This window comes from Rhodanobacter sp. K2T2, assembly GCF_013408815.1.
In the GTDB taxonomy this organism is placed as follows: domain Bacteria; phylum Pseudomonadota; class Gammaproteobacteria; order Xanthomonadales; family Rhodanobacteraceae; genus Rhodanobacter.
The window spans coordinates 80,938-99,105 of the sequence record NZ_JACCCA010000009.1; the positions used below are offsets into that span (position 1 = coordinate 80,938).

Annotated in this window: 13 protein-coding genes; 7 read left to right on the forward strand and 6 right to left on the reverse strand. The window is 56.9% G+C overall.

Going from position 1 to position 18,168, the window contains the following annotated elements; genetic code table 11:
- The 5 genes from HDE78_RS15000 to HDE78_RS15020 all read left to right on the forward strand — a co-directional run bounded on the left by HDE78_RS15000 (position 1) and on the right by HDE78_RS15020 (position 8,889).
- The gene (locus HDE78_RS15000; protein WP_179480901.1) at positions 1 to 1,839 is read left to right on the forward strand and encodes a DUF885 family protein; all 1,839 of its coding nucleotides are present in this window, start codon (positions 1 to 3) and stop codon (positions 1,837 to 1,839) included.
- Between the two features lie 871 nt (positions 1,840 to 2,710).
- On the forward strand, positions 2,711 to 3,277 hold the full coding sequence (locus HDE78_RS15005; RefSeq protein WP_179480903.1) for a DUF4865 family protein: 567 nt from the start codon (positions 2,711 to 2,713) through the stop codon (positions 3,275 to 3,277).
- 64 nt (positions 3,278 to 3,341) lie between these two features.
- Positions 3,342 to 5,309, forward strand: coding sequence for a M61 family metallopeptidase (locus HDE78_RS15010; RefSeq protein WP_179480905.1), 1,968 nt, complete (start codon positions 3,342 to 3,344; stop codon positions 5,307 to 5,309).
- A 253-nt stretch (positions 5,310 to 5,562) separates the two neighbouring features.
- Positions 5,563 to 6,231 (forward strand): HD domain-containing protein, encoded by a 669-nt coding sequence (locus HDE78_RS15015; RefSeq protein WP_179480907.1) that lies wholly within the window; start codon positions 5,563 to 5,565, stop codon positions 6,229 to 6,231.
- 387 nt (positions 6,232 to 6,618) lie between these two features.
- On the forward strand, positions 6,619 to 8,889 hold the full coding sequence (locus HDE78_RS15020; RefSeq protein WP_179480909.1) for a carboxy terminal-processing peptidase: 2,271 nt from the start codon (positions 6,619 to 6,621) through the stop codon (positions 8,887 to 8,889).
- A 195-nt stretch (positions 8,890 to 9,084) separates the two neighbouring features.
- On the opposite strand, the gene HDE78_RS15025 is transcribed toward HDE78_RS15020, so the two are convergent.
- Together HDE78_RS15025 and HDE78_RS15030 are read right to left on the reverse strand one after the other, a co-directional pair.
- Entirely contained in the window at positions 9,085 to 9,297 is a 213-nt protein-coding gene (locus HDE78_RS15025) for a hypothetical protein (protein ID WP_179480911.1), read from the reverse strand.
- Between the two features lie 149 nt (positions 9,298 to 9,446).
- Entirely contained in the window at positions 9,447 to 10,085 is a 639-nt protein-coding gene (locus HDE78_RS15030; RefSeq protein WP_179480913.1) for a PAS domain-containing protein, read from the reverse strand.
- Between the two features lie 323 nt (positions 10,086 to 10,408).
- Here HDE78_RS15030 and HDE78_RS15035 point away from each other — a divergent pair, with 323 nt between their 5' ends.
- Positions 10,409 to 12,286, forward strand: a complete 1,878-nt coding sequence (locus HDE78_RS15035; RefSeq protein WP_179480915.1) for a M61 family metallopeptidase — start codon at positions 10,409 to 10,411, stop codon at positions 12,284 to 12,286.
- Between the two features lie 25 nt (positions 12,287 to 12,311).
- On the opposite strand, the gene HDE78_RS15040 is transcribed toward HDE78_RS15035, so the two are convergent.
- The 4 genes from HDE78_RS15040 to HDE78_RS15055 all read right to left on the reverse strand — a co-directional run bounded on the left by HDE78_RS15040 (position 12,312) and on the right by HDE78_RS15055 (position 16,455).
- A complete protein-coding gene (locus HDE78_RS15040) occupies positions 12,312 to 12,536 on the reverse strand; it encodes a hypothetical protein (protein WP_179480917.1) in 225 nt (74 codons plus the stop codon).
- 768 nt (positions 12,537 to 13,304) lie between these two features.
- Entirely contained in the window at positions 13,305 to 14,075 is a 771-nt protein-coding gene (locus HDE78_RS15045; protein ID WP_179480919.1) for a class I SAM-dependent methyltransferase, read from the reverse strand.
- Between the two features lie 739 nt (positions 14,076 to 14,814).
- Positions 14,815 to 15,411, reverse strand: a complete 597-nt coding sequence (locus HDE78_RS15050; RefSeq protein ID WP_179480921.1) for an ester cyclase — start codon at positions 15,409 to 15,411, stop codon at positions 14,815 to 14,817.
- Between the two features lie 249 nt (positions 15,412 to 15,660).
- A complete protein-coding gene (locus HDE78_RS15055; protein ID WP_179480923.1) occupies positions 15,661 to 16,455 on the reverse strand; it encodes an SDR family oxidoreductase in 795 nt (264 codons plus the stop codon).
- A 103-nt stretch (positions 16,456 to 16,558) separates the two neighbouring features.
- Here HDE78_RS15055 and HDE78_RS15060 point away from each other — a divergent pair, with 103 nt between their 5' ends.
- Positions 16,559 to 17,455, forward strand: coding sequence for a LysR family transcriptional regulator (locus HDE78_RS15060; protein WP_179480925.1), 897 nt, complete (start codon positions 16,559 to 16,561; stop codon positions 17,453 to 17,455).
- The last annotated feature ends 713 nt before the right edge of the window (positions 17,456 to 18,168 follow it).

Below are 18,168 nucleotides of genomic sequence, written 5' to 3' on the forward strand. Positions count from 1 at the left end.
ATGTTTGCGATGCTATACGCGTTCGATTTTTTGAAACGTATCATTCGAGCCCAGCTGGCCTCTCGCATGGAAGGTCCGAAGCTCTCAACCTATCGGTCATGGCGCAACGCACTTGTTCTTTTTTTGTGGCTGCCAGCTTTCTCTCCAGCCATATGTCATGCGTTTTCAGGTAGCCGCAGCGAAGATCTTTCTTCGCGACTCGCAGAGCAGAACGCCCTCTTTGTTCGGTATGAGAAAAACGAACAACAGCGCAATGTTGACTTCCCGGATCGATCATTTCGCTCTATTGCAAAAGAACATCAAGACAACGTAATACTACGGACGAATCTTGCCGCTATTTCGACGGACGGCTTCGCAGAACAGGATTTGCTGTCACACGAAATACTTCTGCGTGAACTCGATCAAGAAAGCCGAGATTACGATCTGAAGCTCTATGAGCTTCCGCTCGCTGAGGGTGAGGGCATTTATATAGACCTCGCCGAACTTGGTGACGGCAACTTCCAGTCAGCCGCGGATTACGCCGACTACCTGAAAAATCTACGGGAAATTCCCCGAGTATTGCGGCAGGCAGAAGATCTCGCGAGGCTGGGCATCAAAGATGACGTGCTTCCAGCGCGTTACCTATTGGAGAAGGTGGTCACGGCATGCGACGACATCATTACAGAAGATCCATTTCTCAGGCCGACCAAAAAATTTCCCACGTCGATTTCGACGTACGACCAAGATCGCATCACGGCAAAGGTCACTGAAGTCGTAAACGATGAAGTCATTCCCGCGTATAAGAGTTTTCGGGATTTTGTGAAGAGCGACTACGCTCCGCACGCCCGTCGAGGCATCGGACTGAGTAGTCTTCCCCGTGGGGCCGAGATGTATCAGAACGCCATCCACGAACAGACCACGACCAACATGACGCCCGTGGAAATCCACGACCTCGGTTTGCGAGAGGTCGCACGAATTCAGGGACTGTTGCAGAGTGTCGCTCATCGAGCCGGGTATGCCAGCCTCGCCAGCTATCGTGCCGCGTTGAAGATCGATTCAAAGTATCGACCTTCTTCTCCAGAACAAATTGTGGATGATTTCCATCGCTATGTGAGCGCGATGCAACCCCGCCTGCCAGACCTCTTCGAGGAATATCCGAAGACTTTGCTTACCGTAGAAGCAGGTTCGCCTACGAATCCGGGATTCGGTACGCACTTCGTGCCAGGATCAGCGGATGGCAGCAGACCCGGACGCGTTGTTGTCGCCGTGTCCAACTTTTCACAACGAAGCCTTATCAGCGACGAGACGCAGGCTTATCACGAGGGCATTCCTGGCCATGCTTTACAGGTCGCCATTCAGCAGCACCTCAAGGGTTTGCCCGAATTTCGTTCAGAACTTCGAAACACGGCCTATGTCGAGGGCTGGGCGGTTTACGCGGAAGCGCTGGGTAAGGAAATAGGCTTCTTTCAGGACCCTGCTTCGGATTATGGACGTCTAAATCTTGAGCTCATGCGCGCTGTTCGCTTGGTTGTAGATACGGGCATCAACGCGGGCGGATGGACTCGGGAACAAGCCGTCTCTTACTTCCGAGAAAGCGGCGCGGCCGATGAGCCCTCTTTGCAAGCGGAAATCGATCGATATGTGAACTGGCCTGCCCAAAGCCTGGGATACAAGATCGGGCAACTGAAATTCATCGAACTCAGGGAACGTGCCCGAAGAGAGCTCGGTCCTAACTTCGATATCAGGAAGTATCACGAGGAAGTGCTGGATGCCGGCAGCCTCCCCTTGGATTTACTTGAAGCCCGAGTCGACCACTGGATTGAGCGGGAGAAGAGTCTCGGACGCCCATCGCATGCATAGCGAAGTGGCTTGATAAGTAAGCGGGCTCCGCTTACAGAAGGTCGCGTCTAACGAACACGGGTTGTAAGTTTCCTGCTTGCAATGCCCCTGCGAAATTGGCGCTGGCCCAAGTGTTTGCGATACGGGTAGGCCATTCACGGATCGATGGATGGCGGTGCCCATTTGGCTGGCATCGACACCCTGGACTACAAAATCGATTATCCGGTCGTTCAGATTCAGGCCGGTCGCATGCTCTGGATGTTCGTCCAGGAAACGCGGTAGGTCCGGCACAACATGCAGGGGGCCAAATGTGCCGTCCACCAATGCCTGCAATCGGCCCGACGAGCTAGCGTTCGCTTCGCGTGAAACCGTATACGCATCATCAGCGTGCCACAGCGTGTCTCCTGCTCTCACTAGCGCAGCGCGCTTCGGTCGAACCAAGCCACGTTACGGATTTTCTGAGATGAATAGGGGATGCAGCTGACACCCTGGAATCGGCTGAACGTGGTTTGCGTAAGAAATCGTCAATTCGCACCAGCACCGACGCCGATCCTGAATTTGTCGATGTGGCGACGAGACGCATTTCCGACTTTCATCGCATGCATCCCGACATGGCCATAATTTCTGCGCACGACCGCGTCGCGTTTACCAAGGTTTTTCCGTAACCCATCTACCTGCATTTCCAATTGCCATTAAACGCAATGAGTCCATGGAAGAACTTGCTAGCTTTGTCGAACCCGTCAGCTCCATCGCCGCGACAAACGGGAGCAGGTTGGGCAGCTCGAAAGTCACCGTTTAGCAAACCTTATCAATGACTTTAAAACCGCTCGCTTTTAAGGGGCGAGCGAACCTTCCAGACTCCCGCGACTGTCCTACGGTTGCGGAGACCCTTATGTTGCTAATGCAGTACCGGTTCGACTTGGACGACGATCATGACATGACGGCCCTGCGCGAGCGGGTAGGGGTCATTGGTTCCAGTTTTAACTCGCTCGCCGGCCTGGTCCAAAAAGCGTTCCTCGTCTCGAACATCGCAAAAGGCCATCCCAATCGGTACGCACCTTTTTATGTCTGGCGGGATGAGGAGGCCATGCAAGCATTCGTTCTCTCGAACGCATTTGCGCAGGTCTGCGCCAAATATGGCCGGCCCAGGGTGCGTGCATGGATGAGTATTTATTCGAGAACGGAAGACGACTATCACATGCCGGGGCAAGCGACTCAGGAGTTCATCTCAATCGAACCTTCCACTGATCTCGGCGTCTTGGCGTCTGACGAGCAGGCCAAAGCAGATGCCTTAGGACGTGATGGGGAATTGCACTCGATCCATATCGGACTCGACACCACCATGTGGCAACTCGTCCGCACCTGCTTCTGGTATCAGTCGCCGGAAGCGACGCCGGGCATTGACGCCTATGACCTGGAATACCTCGCCTTTCCTCAAAGAAAGCGCCTGAGCGCATGAAATACATCCACATCTATGCGTCCGGTCGAACCTGTCTGGCCGACCGTGGCCAGGGAGAACATGCGTGAAATTCGTGATGACAACCATGGCGCTGGTGGTGTCGCTTGCATTGGCAGGCTGCGATGCTGCCAATGGGGCGACTGCTGCTTGGCCACTTCCACAGGCGACCCCGGCACCAGCGCCGGTAGCGCCCCCGCGGGATGTCGCTTATCCCGGCACCCTTCGCCTCGACGTGGACGCCAGTGATGCCATGCGTGGCATCCACCGCATCCACGAAGTCATTTCCGTACGCGGAATGAAGCAGCTGACGTTGCTGTTCCCCCAATGGATTCCGGGCGATCCGGTGCCGCCCAATGTGCTCGACCAGGTCGCAGGGCTTGCTTTCAATGTGGACGGGAAGCGCCGGCCATGGCGACGCGATCCTGTGGAACAAGCAGCATTCCACGTCGACCTGCCTCCGGGGGCACAGGAAGTGGACGTCGATTTCGAGTTCCTTTTCCCCGCCAGCGCGGCGATCGGCCCCGTGCTGTCAACCCCGACGATGGTTGATCTTCAGTGGCAGAGCCATGTGCTCTACCCGGCCGGCTACTACTCGCGCGGCATTCAGGTCGCCCCCACGGTGACGCTACCTCACGACTGGCAGTTCGCTTCGTCGCTCGACGGTGCCACTCGCGTCGGTGATGTCGTACGGTTCTCTCCCGTGTCGCTCGATGCGCTTGTGGATTCTCCGGTCATGGCAGCGCGCTGGATGAGGCAGTATGCCCTCAGTGACGACCCGGTGCCGGTACGACTTGACGTTGCGGCCGATACGGAGTCCGGCCTCCTCGTGCCGCCCGAGGCTCTCGACAAGTACCGTCGCGAAGTCGCGCAGGCTTATAAATTATTTGGCGGCCAGCACTACGATCATTACGACATGCTGGTCTGGCTGGCGAACGATTTTGGCCCGGCCTACTTCGAGCAGAGTCGCTCAGGGGAGAATGGCTTCCCTACAGCGTTCTTCAGTGACCAGGCGCGCTACGGTCGATCTCTTGGCGCTCCGTTTCACGGCTTCGTCCATGCGTGGAATGGCATCTTCCGCGTTCCCGCGACGATGTGGACGGCGAATCTGAATGTCGCACCTCAGGACTCGTTACTCTGGGTGTTCGAGGGCTTGACGATGTACTGGAACGGCGTGCTCGACGCACGGTCAGGGGTCGCCAGCCGGGAGGACGCACTCAGGAGCTGGGAGTCCACCGCATCGGCATATGCGAACCGTCCCGGACTGGAGTGGCGGACGTTGCAGGACGCCTCCGAAGAGGTGCTCATCCAGCACGGCAACAACATCATCTATCCAGAGGAGCGACTCCAGCCCTGGCCAGATTGGCAACTCAACACTCTGGACGCGTATCTGCAGGGCCAGTTGATCTGGCTTGACATCGACACGCTGATCCGCGAACGCAGCAAAGGTCGCAAGTCGTTGGATGACTTCGCGCGTGGCTTCTTTGGGATCCGTAACGGCAGCCGAGTTCCCGTGCCTTACACGTTCGAGGACCTCGTTGCCGCGCTGAACTTCGTCACGCCGTACGACTGGGCAACCTTCCTGCGCGCGCGGGTAGACAGCGTGGGTATCAATACAGATCTCGACGGCATCACGCGCGCCGGCTATCGGCTGACCTGGAGCGGCCAACCGTCAGGCTTCCAACAAGCCAGCGAGACCAAGAGCGGTGGGAGTAACCTCAGCTTCTCGATCGGCGTCAATCTGAAAAAGGACGGCGAGGTGACTAGCGTCGTCTGGGGCAGCGCAGCGTGGCGCGCAGGTCTGGTTGTCGGCGCGAAGGTGCTCTCGGTCGACGGGCGGCTCTACCAGGCATCGGTGATCAAGTCAGCCATTTCGGATTCGCGCGGCGATCGTCCCATTCAATTGCGGGTCGCACGAGGTCAGACGGAGTATGCGCTTTCACTGACGTGGGACGGCGGTTTGCGCTATCCACATCTGGAACGAGTGCCGGGAACACCGGACTTGCTCGACGACATCCTGCGGCCCAGGCCGTGAGTGAGCTCATATCTCCGGCAGATGGCAACCTTCAACCTGGTGATTGCAAGACTGTGCATCCGCGGCGGAAGGCCTCGATCTGCGGTGTGAAAACGGGGAAAGCAATTTCTGTTTCAGGTCGGATCTGGCGCACGCGCAGCTCGCCCGGACGGCTGCATTGCGGCAACTTTGCTGGGGCCGCGCAATCATTTCGACAAGTGGAGATCAAAATATGGGATGTTGGCCGTGGCAAAAGTCTGTGTGGCGAGACCAGGTGCATGCTGCGCTGGTGACCGGCCTGTGCCTCTGCATGGTGACGGCAATTGGCTACGCGGCACCTTTAGAAAAGCCGGCATGGCGCCAGACCGTACGTGCGTTCGCGGCGAGCAACTTCAAGAATCCCGCCTGGGGACTTTCCCATTCCGAGCGGGACTACGAGCTGGCCGGTCAACTGGCCGCATCTGATCATGTCGTGCTCGATGACGACGTGCTTTTTGCCGCGGCGTACCTGCATGACATGGCTGCTTTCAAGCCCTGGGAGGTCGAGGGAAAGGACCACAGCGATGTCGGTGCGATGACGATCGACATCGTCCTGAAGGGCACCAGCTTTCCGCGTGACAAGTTTGAAGCCGTTCGCGGCGCGATCCGCACGCACATGTATTACCGCATGCCTGTCGGCCCTGAAGCGACCTACCTTCACGATGCAGATGCGCTCGACTGGCTCGGAGCGATCGGTATAGCCAGGGTGCTGGCGCTCGCTGATTCGCACGGCCAAAGCCCGACCGTGCCCGACGAGATCGCGCTGATCGAGAAAAACATGAAGGAGGTGCCTCCGCACATTGTCTCGTCGGCTGGTCGTTTGCAAATCGCAGCAAGGATCGCAGAGGAATCCGAATTCTTGAAAGAATTGCGTAGCGAGTCAGACGACTTTCGTTCGCTGTAAATGACCCCGATATGGTTAAGGCAACCGGTGATTCTGTCGGCGGCGGCTGACGAACCAAAAAGAGACAAGTCGGCATCACTTTCAAATTGATGGAACGCCTGTCGCCGACGTGGCGTCGCTCCTTGATCGTTTGAGCGCACCTCTAACCGCTCGTTCAACTTTAACCCGCGCTGCTATTTCTCGACTGACCAGATCGTATGCGCCGGCACTCAAAGCGCAGCGCCAACATCTAGATCATGCAATGATCAGCCTCAAAGAAAATAGGGGCACTGGCCTGGCCGATCTTGCGCGAGTTCCAGTGCCTTGCAGAGAGGCAGTTAGAGTGGTGATATCAGGCCAGCGTTTCGTTCGCTCCGTAACTTCTTATTTTTCGAGTCTGAACAGCTTATGATTTTCCGTTCTGTTTTAACAACGCTGATCGCGCTGTCTCTTACCGGCACAGTTGCTGCACAGTCGGTTGCCGGCATGGAGGCGGCCCAGTCGCGGAAGACTTCCGACTTTCCACTGAAGCCGACTCCAAGCGAGGCCGATGCGGCGTTGATCTCAGCGCAACTTCTCACTCGCTTCCACTATGACGCGCGACCGCTGGACAGTGCCATGTCGGCCGAGATTTACGACCTGTACGTCAAGCAGCTGGACCCGGAGAAAATCTTCTTCTCTCAACAGGACGCGGCGAATTTTGCTAAGTACCGCGACAAGCTCGGTGACGCGATCTGGAATAGGGATCTAAGCGCGCCCTTCGACATATTCAATCAATATCAGCTGCGCACAGTAGGCCGCATGACATACGCGCGCAATTTGTTGAAGAAGGGTTTTGACCTCGATTCCAATGATTACTACGCGATCGACCGCAAGGAAGCGTCGTGGTCAAAGGACGAGGCCGAGCTGAACGATATTTGGCGCAAGCGAACGTTGAATGACTGGCTGCGGCTCAAGCTCGCCGGAAGAAGCGATGACGACATCCGCAAAGTGCTGGACAAGCGTTACGCCGGTTACATCGAGCGTACCAAGCAACTGAATAGCCAAGATGCATTTCAGATCTTCATGACGGCTTACGCGAATTCCACGGACCCCCACACCGATTATCTGGGGCCGCGCCAGTCAAAAGAGTTCGACATCGAGTTGAAGCTTTCTGTCGAAGGTATCGGCGCCACACTCTCATCGCGAGGCGACTACACCCAGGTAGCTCAGTTAATCCCGGGCAGTCCGGCCATGAAATCGAACAGATTGCATGTCGGGGACTATGTGCTGGGCGTCGGGCAGGGTGCCAACGGCGCCATTGTCGACGTGATCGGTTGGCGTGCGGACGATATTGTCAATCTGATCCGCGGAAAGAAAGACACTATGGTGCGTCTCGAAGTCGCCCCTGAAGCTAAAGGGGTGGATGGCCAACATGTGCTCATCAGCCTGGTGCGCCAAAAGGTCATCAATGAACAGCAGGCGGCCCAGAAAAAGATCATCGACATCAATGAGGGCGGCGTCGACCGCAAGATCGGCGTCATCGAGCTGCCTACGTTCTACACTGACTTTGGCGCGCATAGTGAAGGCGACAAGAATTTCAAGAGTGCCACTCGGGACGTCGCCCATCTGCTCGGTGACCTTAAGGCCGAACATGTTCAAGCTGTGGTGATCGATCTTCGCAACAACGGCGGTGGCTCGCTCTACGAGGCCAACGAACTAACAGGCTTGTTCATTGACAAAGGCCCTACCGTACAGGTGCGCGATGCGAAGGGTCAGGTACAGGCGCAAGGAAAAGGCGTCGCCATGCCAATGACTTGGTCTGGCCCACTTGCGGTGCTGGTCAACCGAGGAACGGCTTCGGCATCCGAAATTTTCTCCGCTGCGATTCAGGACTATGGCCGCGGATTGATCATTGGCTCACCCACCTTCGGCAAGGGCACGGTACAGACGCTGATCGATCTGGACAAATTCGCATCTGACGCGGGCGCGGACTTTGGCTCGTTGAAGATGACGATCCAGGAGTTTTTTCGCATCAACGGCGGATCTACGCAACTCAAAGGGATCACGCCGGACATCGCTTTTCCAACCAATGGCGAAGAGAAGAGCTACGGCGAGTCTACTTATGCTAATGCGCTCAAGTGGACACAGATCCCGCCAGCTGACTACCAACCGGTAGCCGACATGAAGGCCTACCTGCCGCAGCTCGAACATATGCACGCCGAGCGCGATGCCAAATCGCCGGCCTGGCGATTGACGCTGGATGAGCTCGCGCAGGATAAAAAGCTGGCAGACCGAAACAGCATTTCGCTCAATCTGGCTCAGCGTCAGGCCGAACGTAAGCAGCTTGATGCGATTATCGAAAACTTCCGCGCCCGTCAGAAAGTGATCAACGGCGATTTTTCGGTCACGGACGATAATCTCGACGATGGCCTCAACGCGAATGAGCGCAGCCTTGCTGCCGAGCTGAAAGAAGAGGCGGATGCCAAGAAGGCGCCAGATCCTCAATTGAACGAAGCCGCTCATATTTTGTACGACGCGATCAGTTTGATCACTGCTGATCCTCAACTAGGTTCGCAAGTCCTGCCTTATGGCGGCAGGGAAGGTATGGCTTATCTGGGTGACCACATCCATACCGCACATGCGGGTAGCCACGCCCAGCGGCTATCGCCCCGATTGATCCTGAACAGCGCGACGTAACGCGGGTGTCGCATAACAAAGATGCCCTTGGCTATCCCGACTCAATCAGCGCAAGTTGAATCCATCTCGGCAGTTGATGCGTGAGTCCGCTTTTCATATCGCAAGTGGCGTCGAAACTTAGTCTGAGTCTCGGCGGAAGTCGCACTGCGAATTTCTCTTAACATGACCTGTCTCCCAGTACGAGGCTGGCGGGGGTCAGATGAAGTTGACATCCAATGGGTCGGAAAATGCGCCAAAGCGCTTGGTTTTACACCAGCCGTAATCGATATTGCGAGAGCGGGCCAGAAAGCCCGGGCCGGTCGGTTTGCAGTCAAGCTGTGGATGTGCCGGAACGCTGGATGGCGCAAGAGTGATATTCGGAAGATGCCCTATCCAGCCAAAGTACTCCGCGTTTGTCAGGCTCGACACGAATCTTCAATCCCGCACGGATCACCTGAGCAAACCGCGCACGCGCTACCTTCTTAGCTGACTACGTCGTAGCGCCAGAGTGTCATTTCGAGTGCCAGACGTAAAAGGCTTGCAGCGTCGAAGAAGTACGCTTCCCGGCTAAAAAACATTTATACGCAAGATCGAACTTCTTTAAGGTATTTGTAAAGCGCGGCGCGCGAAATGCCGATACGTTCGGCGATGACGGGTGGCGCATTGCGCACGCTCAGCAAGCCGCTGCCGCTGATTTTTTCTATCAGCGCGAGGCGCAAGCCGCTGTTGAACGACTTCGCCGGCATCCCTTGCTCGCGCTCGATGGATTGCACAAGGCGCTCGAGGGATTGCCGCCAATTGTCGTGAAAGAACGGCGCATGCGGTTCCAGGGATTCGGGTAGAAACGCCAGCGCAGACATTTCGTCCCTGACGCGTTCGAGCGTGGAGACGTCGAAGTTGATGCACATCATCGCGATGGGTTGCTGGTCGATATCGCGAATGACTGCGGTGACGGAGCGCATATTGCGGCCGTCTTTGTTCACCTTGCGGTAGGGGCCGATCACTTGCTGCGCGAGGCTGTCTTCGGAAACCTGATCCGCCACCGAGGAGTCACCCACGCGCCGCTTGGAAATGGGGTTGGCTATATGGGCCACTTTCAAGGATGACAAGTCGTGGATGACCACTTCCACGTGCGGTCGGAAAAGCGTCGCGATGGCGTCAGCGATAGGAAAGTAAGCGGCAAATTTCTGCTGGTCGTGTTTCGTTTTTTTCGGCATATCGATCGTTCTGCTGGGATGTCACGGGGTAGCCGCTTTAACGGCAGGCCATGTCTCGCGGTACGGAGAGGGCGCGAGCCTCCGCTACGAAGTAGACAATATGTCTAAGATTGACTGTTTGTAAATAGCCTTGCTAGGCTGACTGCTGTTGGCGCCACCGCTACGTGGGGACAGGGTCAGTGAATTCGCTTATCGAACACCTTACTTTTCGGCCATGGCATCTCACTTCGACGTTTGCCGGCAGGCGCGAGCAGGTCAGGGCTTCTCTGGACGGCGTCTTTCACGGTCGAATGAGAATGTTTTGCGCTGGCGTTGGCATCGCCTTGGGCTCTTTCCTGGCGCAAGCCAGCGCTGCGACATTGCCCCAGCCGTTGCCTTATCCGGCACCGATCGTCGCTCCCCGCGATATGCCGTTCAATGGCACGGTAACGCTGGCAGTCGACGCCACGGATATGGCCCACAAGCTGTTTGTCGTCAGGGAGAATCTGCCGGTGCAGGCATCGGGTCCGCTGACGCTGCTTTATCCGTCCTGGGAAGACGCAAGCCATGCCGAGACGATTCCGGTGGCCAATCTTGCCGGCCTCGTCGTCAGCATCGATGGGAAGGCCGTGGAATGGCAGCGCGACGCGGTCGACATGCATGCCTTCCACATCAACGTGCCCGATGGCGCACGTTCGGTTGATGTCGAGTTTCAATATCTCACGCGGGCATCGGATGCCATGATGACGCCCAGCCTCGTCGACGTGCAGTGGCAGCGGCTGTTGCTTTATCCGGCTGGCTGGTTTGCCAGAAATATTTCCTTTGCGACCCGTTTGAAGTTGCCCGCAGGTTTTCAGGCCTTCACGTCATTGGATGTGGATCGAGTGTCTGACAGCACGGTCATTTACGAGCCTGCCTCGCTGGAGGCGCTTACCGATTCTCCGGTGTATGCCAGTCGATATTGGCGACGGGTGAAACTGACCTCGAACGACGTGCCGCCGGTCTGGCTCGATATGCTTGCCGACAACCCAGGGAGCCTAGCTGCAACGAACGACGATTTGACCCGGCTACGTCGGCTGCTTGAGCAGACGCGGCAGCTGCTCGGGCCGGCGCATTACGATCATTACGATGCGATGGTTACGCTGAGCGATGCGTTTTCGGCGGGCGGCATCGAGCACCTGGAATCCGGCGAAGACAATCTGCCGGCCAACTACTTCACCGAAAGCGCCCAGCAGCTGAATAACAGCGACTTGATCGCGCACGAGTACGTGCACTCCTGGAACGGCAAATTCAGACGGCCGGCCGATCTCTGGACGCCGACGTTGAACGTGCCGATGCGCGATAGCCTGCTGTGGGTCTACGAAGGGCAGACGGAATTCTGGGGTCGCGTACTCGCCGCACGCAGTAGTCAACGCACAAAACAGGAAACGCTCGATAAGCTGGCGCTCGATGCGGCAGTCGTCGATGCACGGGTGGGACGCCGCTGGAAAACCCTGCAGGACAGCAACAACGATCCCGTCTACATGGCGGGACATGCCGTGGCCTGGCGGGACTGGCAGCGTCGCGAAGACTATTATCCGGAAGGCGTGATGCTGTGGCTGTATGTCGATGCGGTGATGCGCGAGCGCAGCGAGGGCAGGAAAGGTCTGGACGACTTCGCTCGTGCGTTTTTCGACGTGGAGAACGGTTCACGTATCACTTCGACCTATACCTTCGAACAGGTGTGCGAGACGCTCCATCAAGTGGTCCCTTACGACTGGCGTCGGTTCCTGCAATCGCGTCTGGACGCTCACGATGCCGGTGTTCTGGATGGCCTGGCGCGGACGGGCTGGCGACTGGTTTATACCGACACACCGACCGCGACCTTCGTACAAGATGAGGCGGATGCCGACGCGATCAACCTGATGTACTCGATCGGTTTGTCGATATCGAGCAAGGGCGACGTGAAGGCGGTTTCCTGGCACGGTGCGGCCTTCGATGCCGGCATGGCGCCGGGAGCACGCATTATTTCGGTCGATGGCGAACCGTATACCCACGATCGGATGCGAACAGCGGTGAAGTCGGCCGCTCGTATACCGATCGAGATTAAGTTCGAGGCAGATGGGCAGACTCGCACCGCCGAGCTTGCGTATCACGGAAGTCTGCGTTACCCGCGGCTCGAGAGAATCACGGGCAGCGTCGATCGTCTAAGCCTTCTGCTGGCGCCGCGAAGCGGCAGTTAATTGGTGTCTAAAGGCAGGTCCTCGCTTATCGGCGGTGATGAGTCGTCCGGGCAGCAGACGAGGCGGTCGACCGGAACTTCGACCCCACCTCCGGCAACGCACCAACGGGAGTTAGGTCGACCGCCCCGCGTTTCTCGAGCGCATCGTCCTCCTTCGAGAAGTTGTCGAGCATGCCACGATCACTGTTCTGAATGAACTCGCTGATGGCGACCACTACGCGGAACGCCATGTCGTCGATCTGGTCGAGCACGACGGAGAACGATTGTGCAAGAAGTGTACATATTCGCGGAGCGCGACCCTACAGGCGTTTCACTCGAATCGAGCAGGCAACCCTGGCGCTCGAACAGTAATCAAGTCGAGAGATCGGAACACGATAGGTTGACCTTGAAAAGGTGCTGGAAGGGGCGGGTGAAATATGGAATTACATCATCCCCGCTGCTTTCTGGCTGTTGCTGAAGAATCCACTTAGCTCGTGCAGCGGAGCGACTGCACAACGTGCAAACATCTCTGTCGAGCGCGATCAAGGATCCGACGCCAAATCGCGTTCCCCCAATGCCGGTCATCGCGGCCGCTCGCCGTTTGCCCGGTGCAAAGGTCACGCCTATGGTTCCGCCGTACTTGCCGATAGGGATGGCGGCAATACGTAGTGGATGGGTCTACGTGATAGCGCTATTCATTCTCTCAAATGTTTGTCGGTACGACACTTGGCACTCGAACGGTGGGATACCGTGCGCCCTTAGCGCACAGCAAGTCCAACAACCTAGCAGCAGTGTTTGATATTTCAGCGATCCCCGTTATCTCTATCAGAGGTCCTCGATTCCTCTAGCGTGCTACCAACGATGTGCCGTCGGCGTCTCTGCAAAACTGTGAACAGACGTACTTCAATCTTGCGACGTCTTCGGCCTCAATTACGGCATCTCGCCCATGACTTTGTCGATGTCTCCGATAGCTTCGCCCGTCGGGCCGACGCAGTGGCTACCGTTGCGGTAAGGCCGGCAATGCGATCCATTCCCCGAGATCAGCTTTTTACAAATTTCAGAATGAAGCGGTCGGTTTTACCCAGAATCGATGGATCGCCGGAAAATTTGGTGTGATCGTCCTTCGAATTGGCGAGCAAATTGCTGCGACCGGCGAGCTTGAATCCAGCAGCCTGAAAGTCAGCTTCGACACGCTCCGGGTCGATGCGATGGAGCTTCTCGACAGTGGCGCGCGGATCACCGGGCAGAGCGGTATGGTCGATCACCCCGACAACACCGCCATGCCGCATGGCGGCATAGAGGGCACGAGTGAACTCACTTGGATCCGTACGAGGGATTTGGTATTTCGCCGATTCCCAGTAAAGGTCGTGGTAGTTGTTATTGATGATCGCGAAGTCGAGGCTGTCGGCAGGAGCAGAAAAATGTGCCCATGGATAGAATTTCAGCGTTAACGTCTTTTCGCGCTGAAGCAGAAGTTCCCAAGCCTTAGTGACGGCCGGGTCGGCTGGCGGCCGGTCCGCTTGGAAGGCCGTGACGTGGCCGGCCGAGCCGACGACGAGCCCCATGATCTCAGCCCAATATCCTGTACCCGTCATCAGGTCGGCAGCCTCCATGCCAGGTTTTAATCCGAGGAACGTTAAAACGCCGGCGGGCTTTCGGGCGGCATCCAATGCTTGCGCGGCGCTTGATCGGTTTGATGTTGCAACTGCAGCTTCAATTGCCGAATTGCCAGTCGCAGCAGCGGCTGGCAACGTGTGAAACGCGAAGGCGATTCCACACGCAAGCGTGCCAACCCAAGTTTTGTATGTCATTTCCTATCCTAGTCTCAAAGAGCTTGTTAACAGCAGAGGGGCGATGTCGATTAAAAATGCAGAAAACTTAGGTAATAAATCCGTGTCCGTAGGTGCATCTGTAACACTCCCGCTGCCAGGGCAGCTTTAAGTGTGTTGCATCCACCGGTTGAACCCACCTGCGAACATTGGCGTCGAGTGATGCAAGACTTCGGGACTGCTGGCAGCGTTGCAAAGGAGGAATGTGGCTCTGCCGATAGCCCTCAATTTGATCGACGATTCTGGAAAACCGTGCTGCTCACCCTTGCCCATATTTGTTTTTCCTGCCTGTTTTTTACGACATGGCCAAACAAAGCCTGTGATGCGCTTCGATAACGCAACGCACTCGTCAGAAGAATCAGTCTTCATAAAACAGGTCGAGTTATTTGACTTTCTGAGCAGAACGCGAACTCCGCAGCGCCAAAGCAGCTAAGAAACTCAGTCGATGAGAAGCTCGCCGCCCGAGACCTCGAACACCTTGCCGATGACTTAGGGGTTGGTCATGAGAAAGTCGTGGCGTGACCAACGTCCGCAGGCGTGCCGCGCCGGCGCACGGGGAACCTCTCGCGCACCTTCTGGCGCACGTCGGCGGCCTGGCCTCCGTCAGAAAGTCCCAGAAAGGGGTGTCGATGAAGCTTGAACGCGACAGAGCTCCAGCGCGGGCGAACGCCCGAGCGCTTCGACCGCGGAGAAGACCGAGGTAACGGCGACCGTCCGGCTTCTAGGATGGGAGAGCTACGCCTTTGATGAGCGGTGACGGCTCGACAAACGTGGGCATCTTCAAGCCCTCGTCGTGGAGATAAATGGCAAGATCAAGCGAAGCATCAGCGACGTCCCATTGGGTGACCAAACCATTTTCGATCCGTAGAATGAAATTCTCTACCGACGTTCCGGTCTTTCCAGTCGGAGCGAGACCGTTGAAGGGACGATCGTGCTTCCAGTGGAGGTTGATCGTGACGAGACCGCGATCCCCAGCGACAAAATGGTCGACCAGGTCGGTCCTCGGGCGGAAAGCGTCAATGAACGACTGGTTCCATCGCTTGAGAGCGGCTATCCCATCGATGTTGCGCCCTGCAGTGCTGTTGGACTTGACGTCGGGATGGATCACTGCATCCCAAAGATCGAGCCGATTCTGCGAGAAGCCCTTGTAGATCCGCAGAGTTATGCTGGAGTCGGATGCTTTCAAAGCCTGCGTTCCGCCTGTCGCTTCCTGCGCTCTAGCAATCCCGATTAGGCCTAAGCCTGCGGTCGCAATCGCGCCATTTATGAGCAGCTTTCGACGTGAAAGTAGCGATCTGTGTCTTTCTTCAGAGTTCATCGTGAATGACCTTTCTTGTGTGTCTGTCGTTGAGACCGATACGGTTAATGTGTCGATCCGGATCCTCACATTCGAGCCGGAAGGTCTGTTGCCTGCGTTGAACTTGGAGATTCAGGACCTTGCGGATCTCAGGCCCGGATATGCCAGTGTCAATACAGGCGCATTTCAACTTGAGCTGTCGTCCACTGCTGGCAGGAAGCAATGGTTTGGCCCTTCCCGGGCGCGTTGAGCAATGAAAAAGCGTGTGCCCTATGCAATGGTTCGAACGACACCACCGTCGACACGCAAAGACGTACCAGTTGTCCCTGACGCCTGCTCCGAGCAGACATAGACCACCAGGTTGGCGACTTCTTCGGTTGTTGCAAAGCGATTGAGCAGCGATGTCGGGCGCATCGTCTTGATGAACTGTTGCTCGGCTTCGTGTTGCGTAATGCCTTGCTCTTCCGCGGCTGCCTGCATCCAGCCGCTCATAATCTCCGAATTCGTCGGGCCAGGGAGGACCGAATTGACCGTGACTCCGGTTCCGCCGACCGCCTCGGCCAAGCCCCTCGCCACGGCGAGCTGAGCGGTCTTGGTCATCGCGTAGTCGATCATGTCCTTGGGAATGGCGAGCGCGGATTCGCTACTGATGAAGACGACGCGGCCCCAACCACGCTTCGTCATGTTCGGCACATAGTGACGGGACGCGCGAATACCGCTCATGACGTTCAGCTCGAAGAGATCGGTCCACTCGCTGTCGCCAATATCGAAAAAGGGCTTCGCTCGCCCCGTGCCCACGTTGTTGACGAGGATGTCCGCATCCGGCGCTTGCGCGAACAACTCCGCCGCCCCATCGGCGGTCGCTAGGTCGGCGACGACACCGATGAACTCCCCTTTTGGGAAATGCGCACGCAACTCGCGAAGCGTTGCGGCAACCCTGTCCTCCCGACGGCCGTTGATAACGACGGCGGCGCCAGCACGCGCCAACCCCTCGGCGATGGCGCGGCCGATACCTGCCGTGGATCCGGTAACGACTGCCTTGCGGCCCATGAGATCGATATTCATAACGCCATTCCTTCAACTGTGGAGAGAGTGGAGATTGTGGGCGATGTCGGAACCGCTGATAATTAGTTAAATTGTTATGATATTAATTCTCAGGAAGAATGAATTGGATAGATTCCACGAATTAAGCGCTTTCATCGCCGTGGTTGAAGCCGGTGGTTTTACCGCCGCGGCGCGTAGAACCGGCGATTCACAGTCGACGATCAGTAAATCCATCGGCGCGCTCGAAAGGCGCCTCGGCGTGGTGTTGTTTAACCGAAGCACGCGTAGCGTGACCCTGACCGATCAGGGGCAGAGATATTACGATCGAGCCAAACCGCTGCTTGACGGCATGGATGATGCCGACAGCGAACTCACCAACAGCACACATAGTGTCTCGGGTCTCATCAGGATCGCCGCATCCGGTACTTTTGGCCGTCTTCATATTTTGCCGCTTATCCCCGACTTGTTATTACTCCATCCCGGCCTGCGGGTAGACGTCGTTCTCTCGGACTTCGTGCGAGATATGGTGGACGATGGGATCGATCTGGCGATCCGGGTAGGGCCCGTCAACGATCCTGACGCTATCGCCAAGCGCGTGGCCCGCACTCCCCTCGTATGCGTGGGGTCTCGTCGTTACTTTGAGCAGCACGGAATACCTAAGACCCCCACCGAACTTGTCGATCACAATTGCCTTTTATATCGCGGCTCGACGGAGCCAACGCATTGGGCTTTTATGGGGCCAGAAGGTCGATTTAGCGTGCCCGTACGCGGAAATCTCACGTCCAACAGCGTAGAAACCATCCGCGCTGGTGTCCTAGCCGGCGTGGGAATCGGCCGGTTTGCCAAGGTCTCCCTTGCCGATGATCTCCGGCATACCGACGTCATCACCGTTCTCGACGAATTCATGGGCGACGCCAGAGACATAAGCCTCATCTGGCCAAGACGCCGTTTTGTACCGGCGCGCGTGCGACGAGTCACCGAGTTTTTCGCAGAGGCTATTCCACAGCGTATTTTTCGCTAAATTTTGAAAATGCTCGGCGATGGTCGGAAGTAGTGACCACTTGCGCTCCCGTATGGGCCGGATGGCGAACTTCGTCGGTGACATATCCATTCCTGTTCCCGCCCAACAATTTATTCAAGGTGGACGGCTTCGCCGCCACTTGATTCCGCTCTTAGCCGATGTCTGCCCGCCGCACCGGTGTCGTGCGTGGTACTCAACAATTCGAACGCCTCACCGAGGGGAAGCATTAATGCGGCTGATCGAAGAGCGCAAGGATCAGCCGGTTTAAGAGTACTTCGGTGCCGGCTTCACATTGCGACGGGGCTGGTTTCGGAGCATTGCTGGTGGCCGTCCTGAAAGCGGAATCGGTGGTGTGTTTGATCGAAATGCGCACGCTTGCGAAGCAAAGGACGCACAGTCTTCTGCGCCCCGCAATCAATGAATTGTTCGATGCTGCATCATTGGACAGCGGAGCACTTCGAGCGGGGGACCTTTAGTAAGATATTCATCGTCGGGTTCTACCTCGTTAGAACGACCACTTCCCAGAAGGCCGATGAGCAGTAAACCGACGCGTGGAGGAACGCGCCGACGTCTACTATCAGGCAGAGGTACCGATCGAATACATTGGTATTGCGAAGCAGATCAGCCGTTCATGCGCCCGTAGGCGGCGAGGATGCGCTGGTGCACTGGCGCAATTCGCCTATGCGAAGCAGTTAAAGTGAGCATCGAGTTTA

What these genes read in the sequence shown, in the direction of transcription:
- HDE78_RS15005 (WP_179480903.1), top strand. Translation starts at nt 2,711, where the DNA reads ATGTTGCTAATGCAGTACCGGTTCGACTTGGACGACGATCATGACATG.
- HDE78_RS15045 (WP_179480919.1), bottom strand. Translation starts at nt 14,075, where the DNA reads ATGACATACAAAACTTGGGTTGGCACGCTTGCGTGTGGAATCGCCTTC.
- HDE78_RS15020 (WP_179480909.1), top strand. Translation starts at nt 6,619, where the DNA reads ATGATTTTCCGTTCTGTTTTAACAACGCTGATCGCGCTGTCTCTTACC.
- HDE78_RS15055 (WP_179480923.1), bottom strand. Translation starts at nt 16,455, where the DNA reads ATGAATATCGATCTCATGGGCCGCAAGGCAGTCGTTACCGGATCCACG.
- HDE78_RS15050 (WP_179480921.1), bottom strand. Translation starts at nt 15,411, where the DNA reads ATGAACTCTGAAGAAAGACACAGATCGCTACTTTCACGTCGAAAGCTG.
- HDE78_RS15030 (WP_179480913.1), bottom strand. Translation starts at nt 10,085, where the DNA reads ATGCCGAAAAAAACGAAACACGACCAGCAGAAATTTGCCGCTTACTTT.
- HDE78_RS15000 (WP_179480901.1), top strand. Translation starts at nt 1, where the DNA reads ATGTTTGCGATGCTATACGCGTTCGATTTTTTGAAACGTATCATTCGA.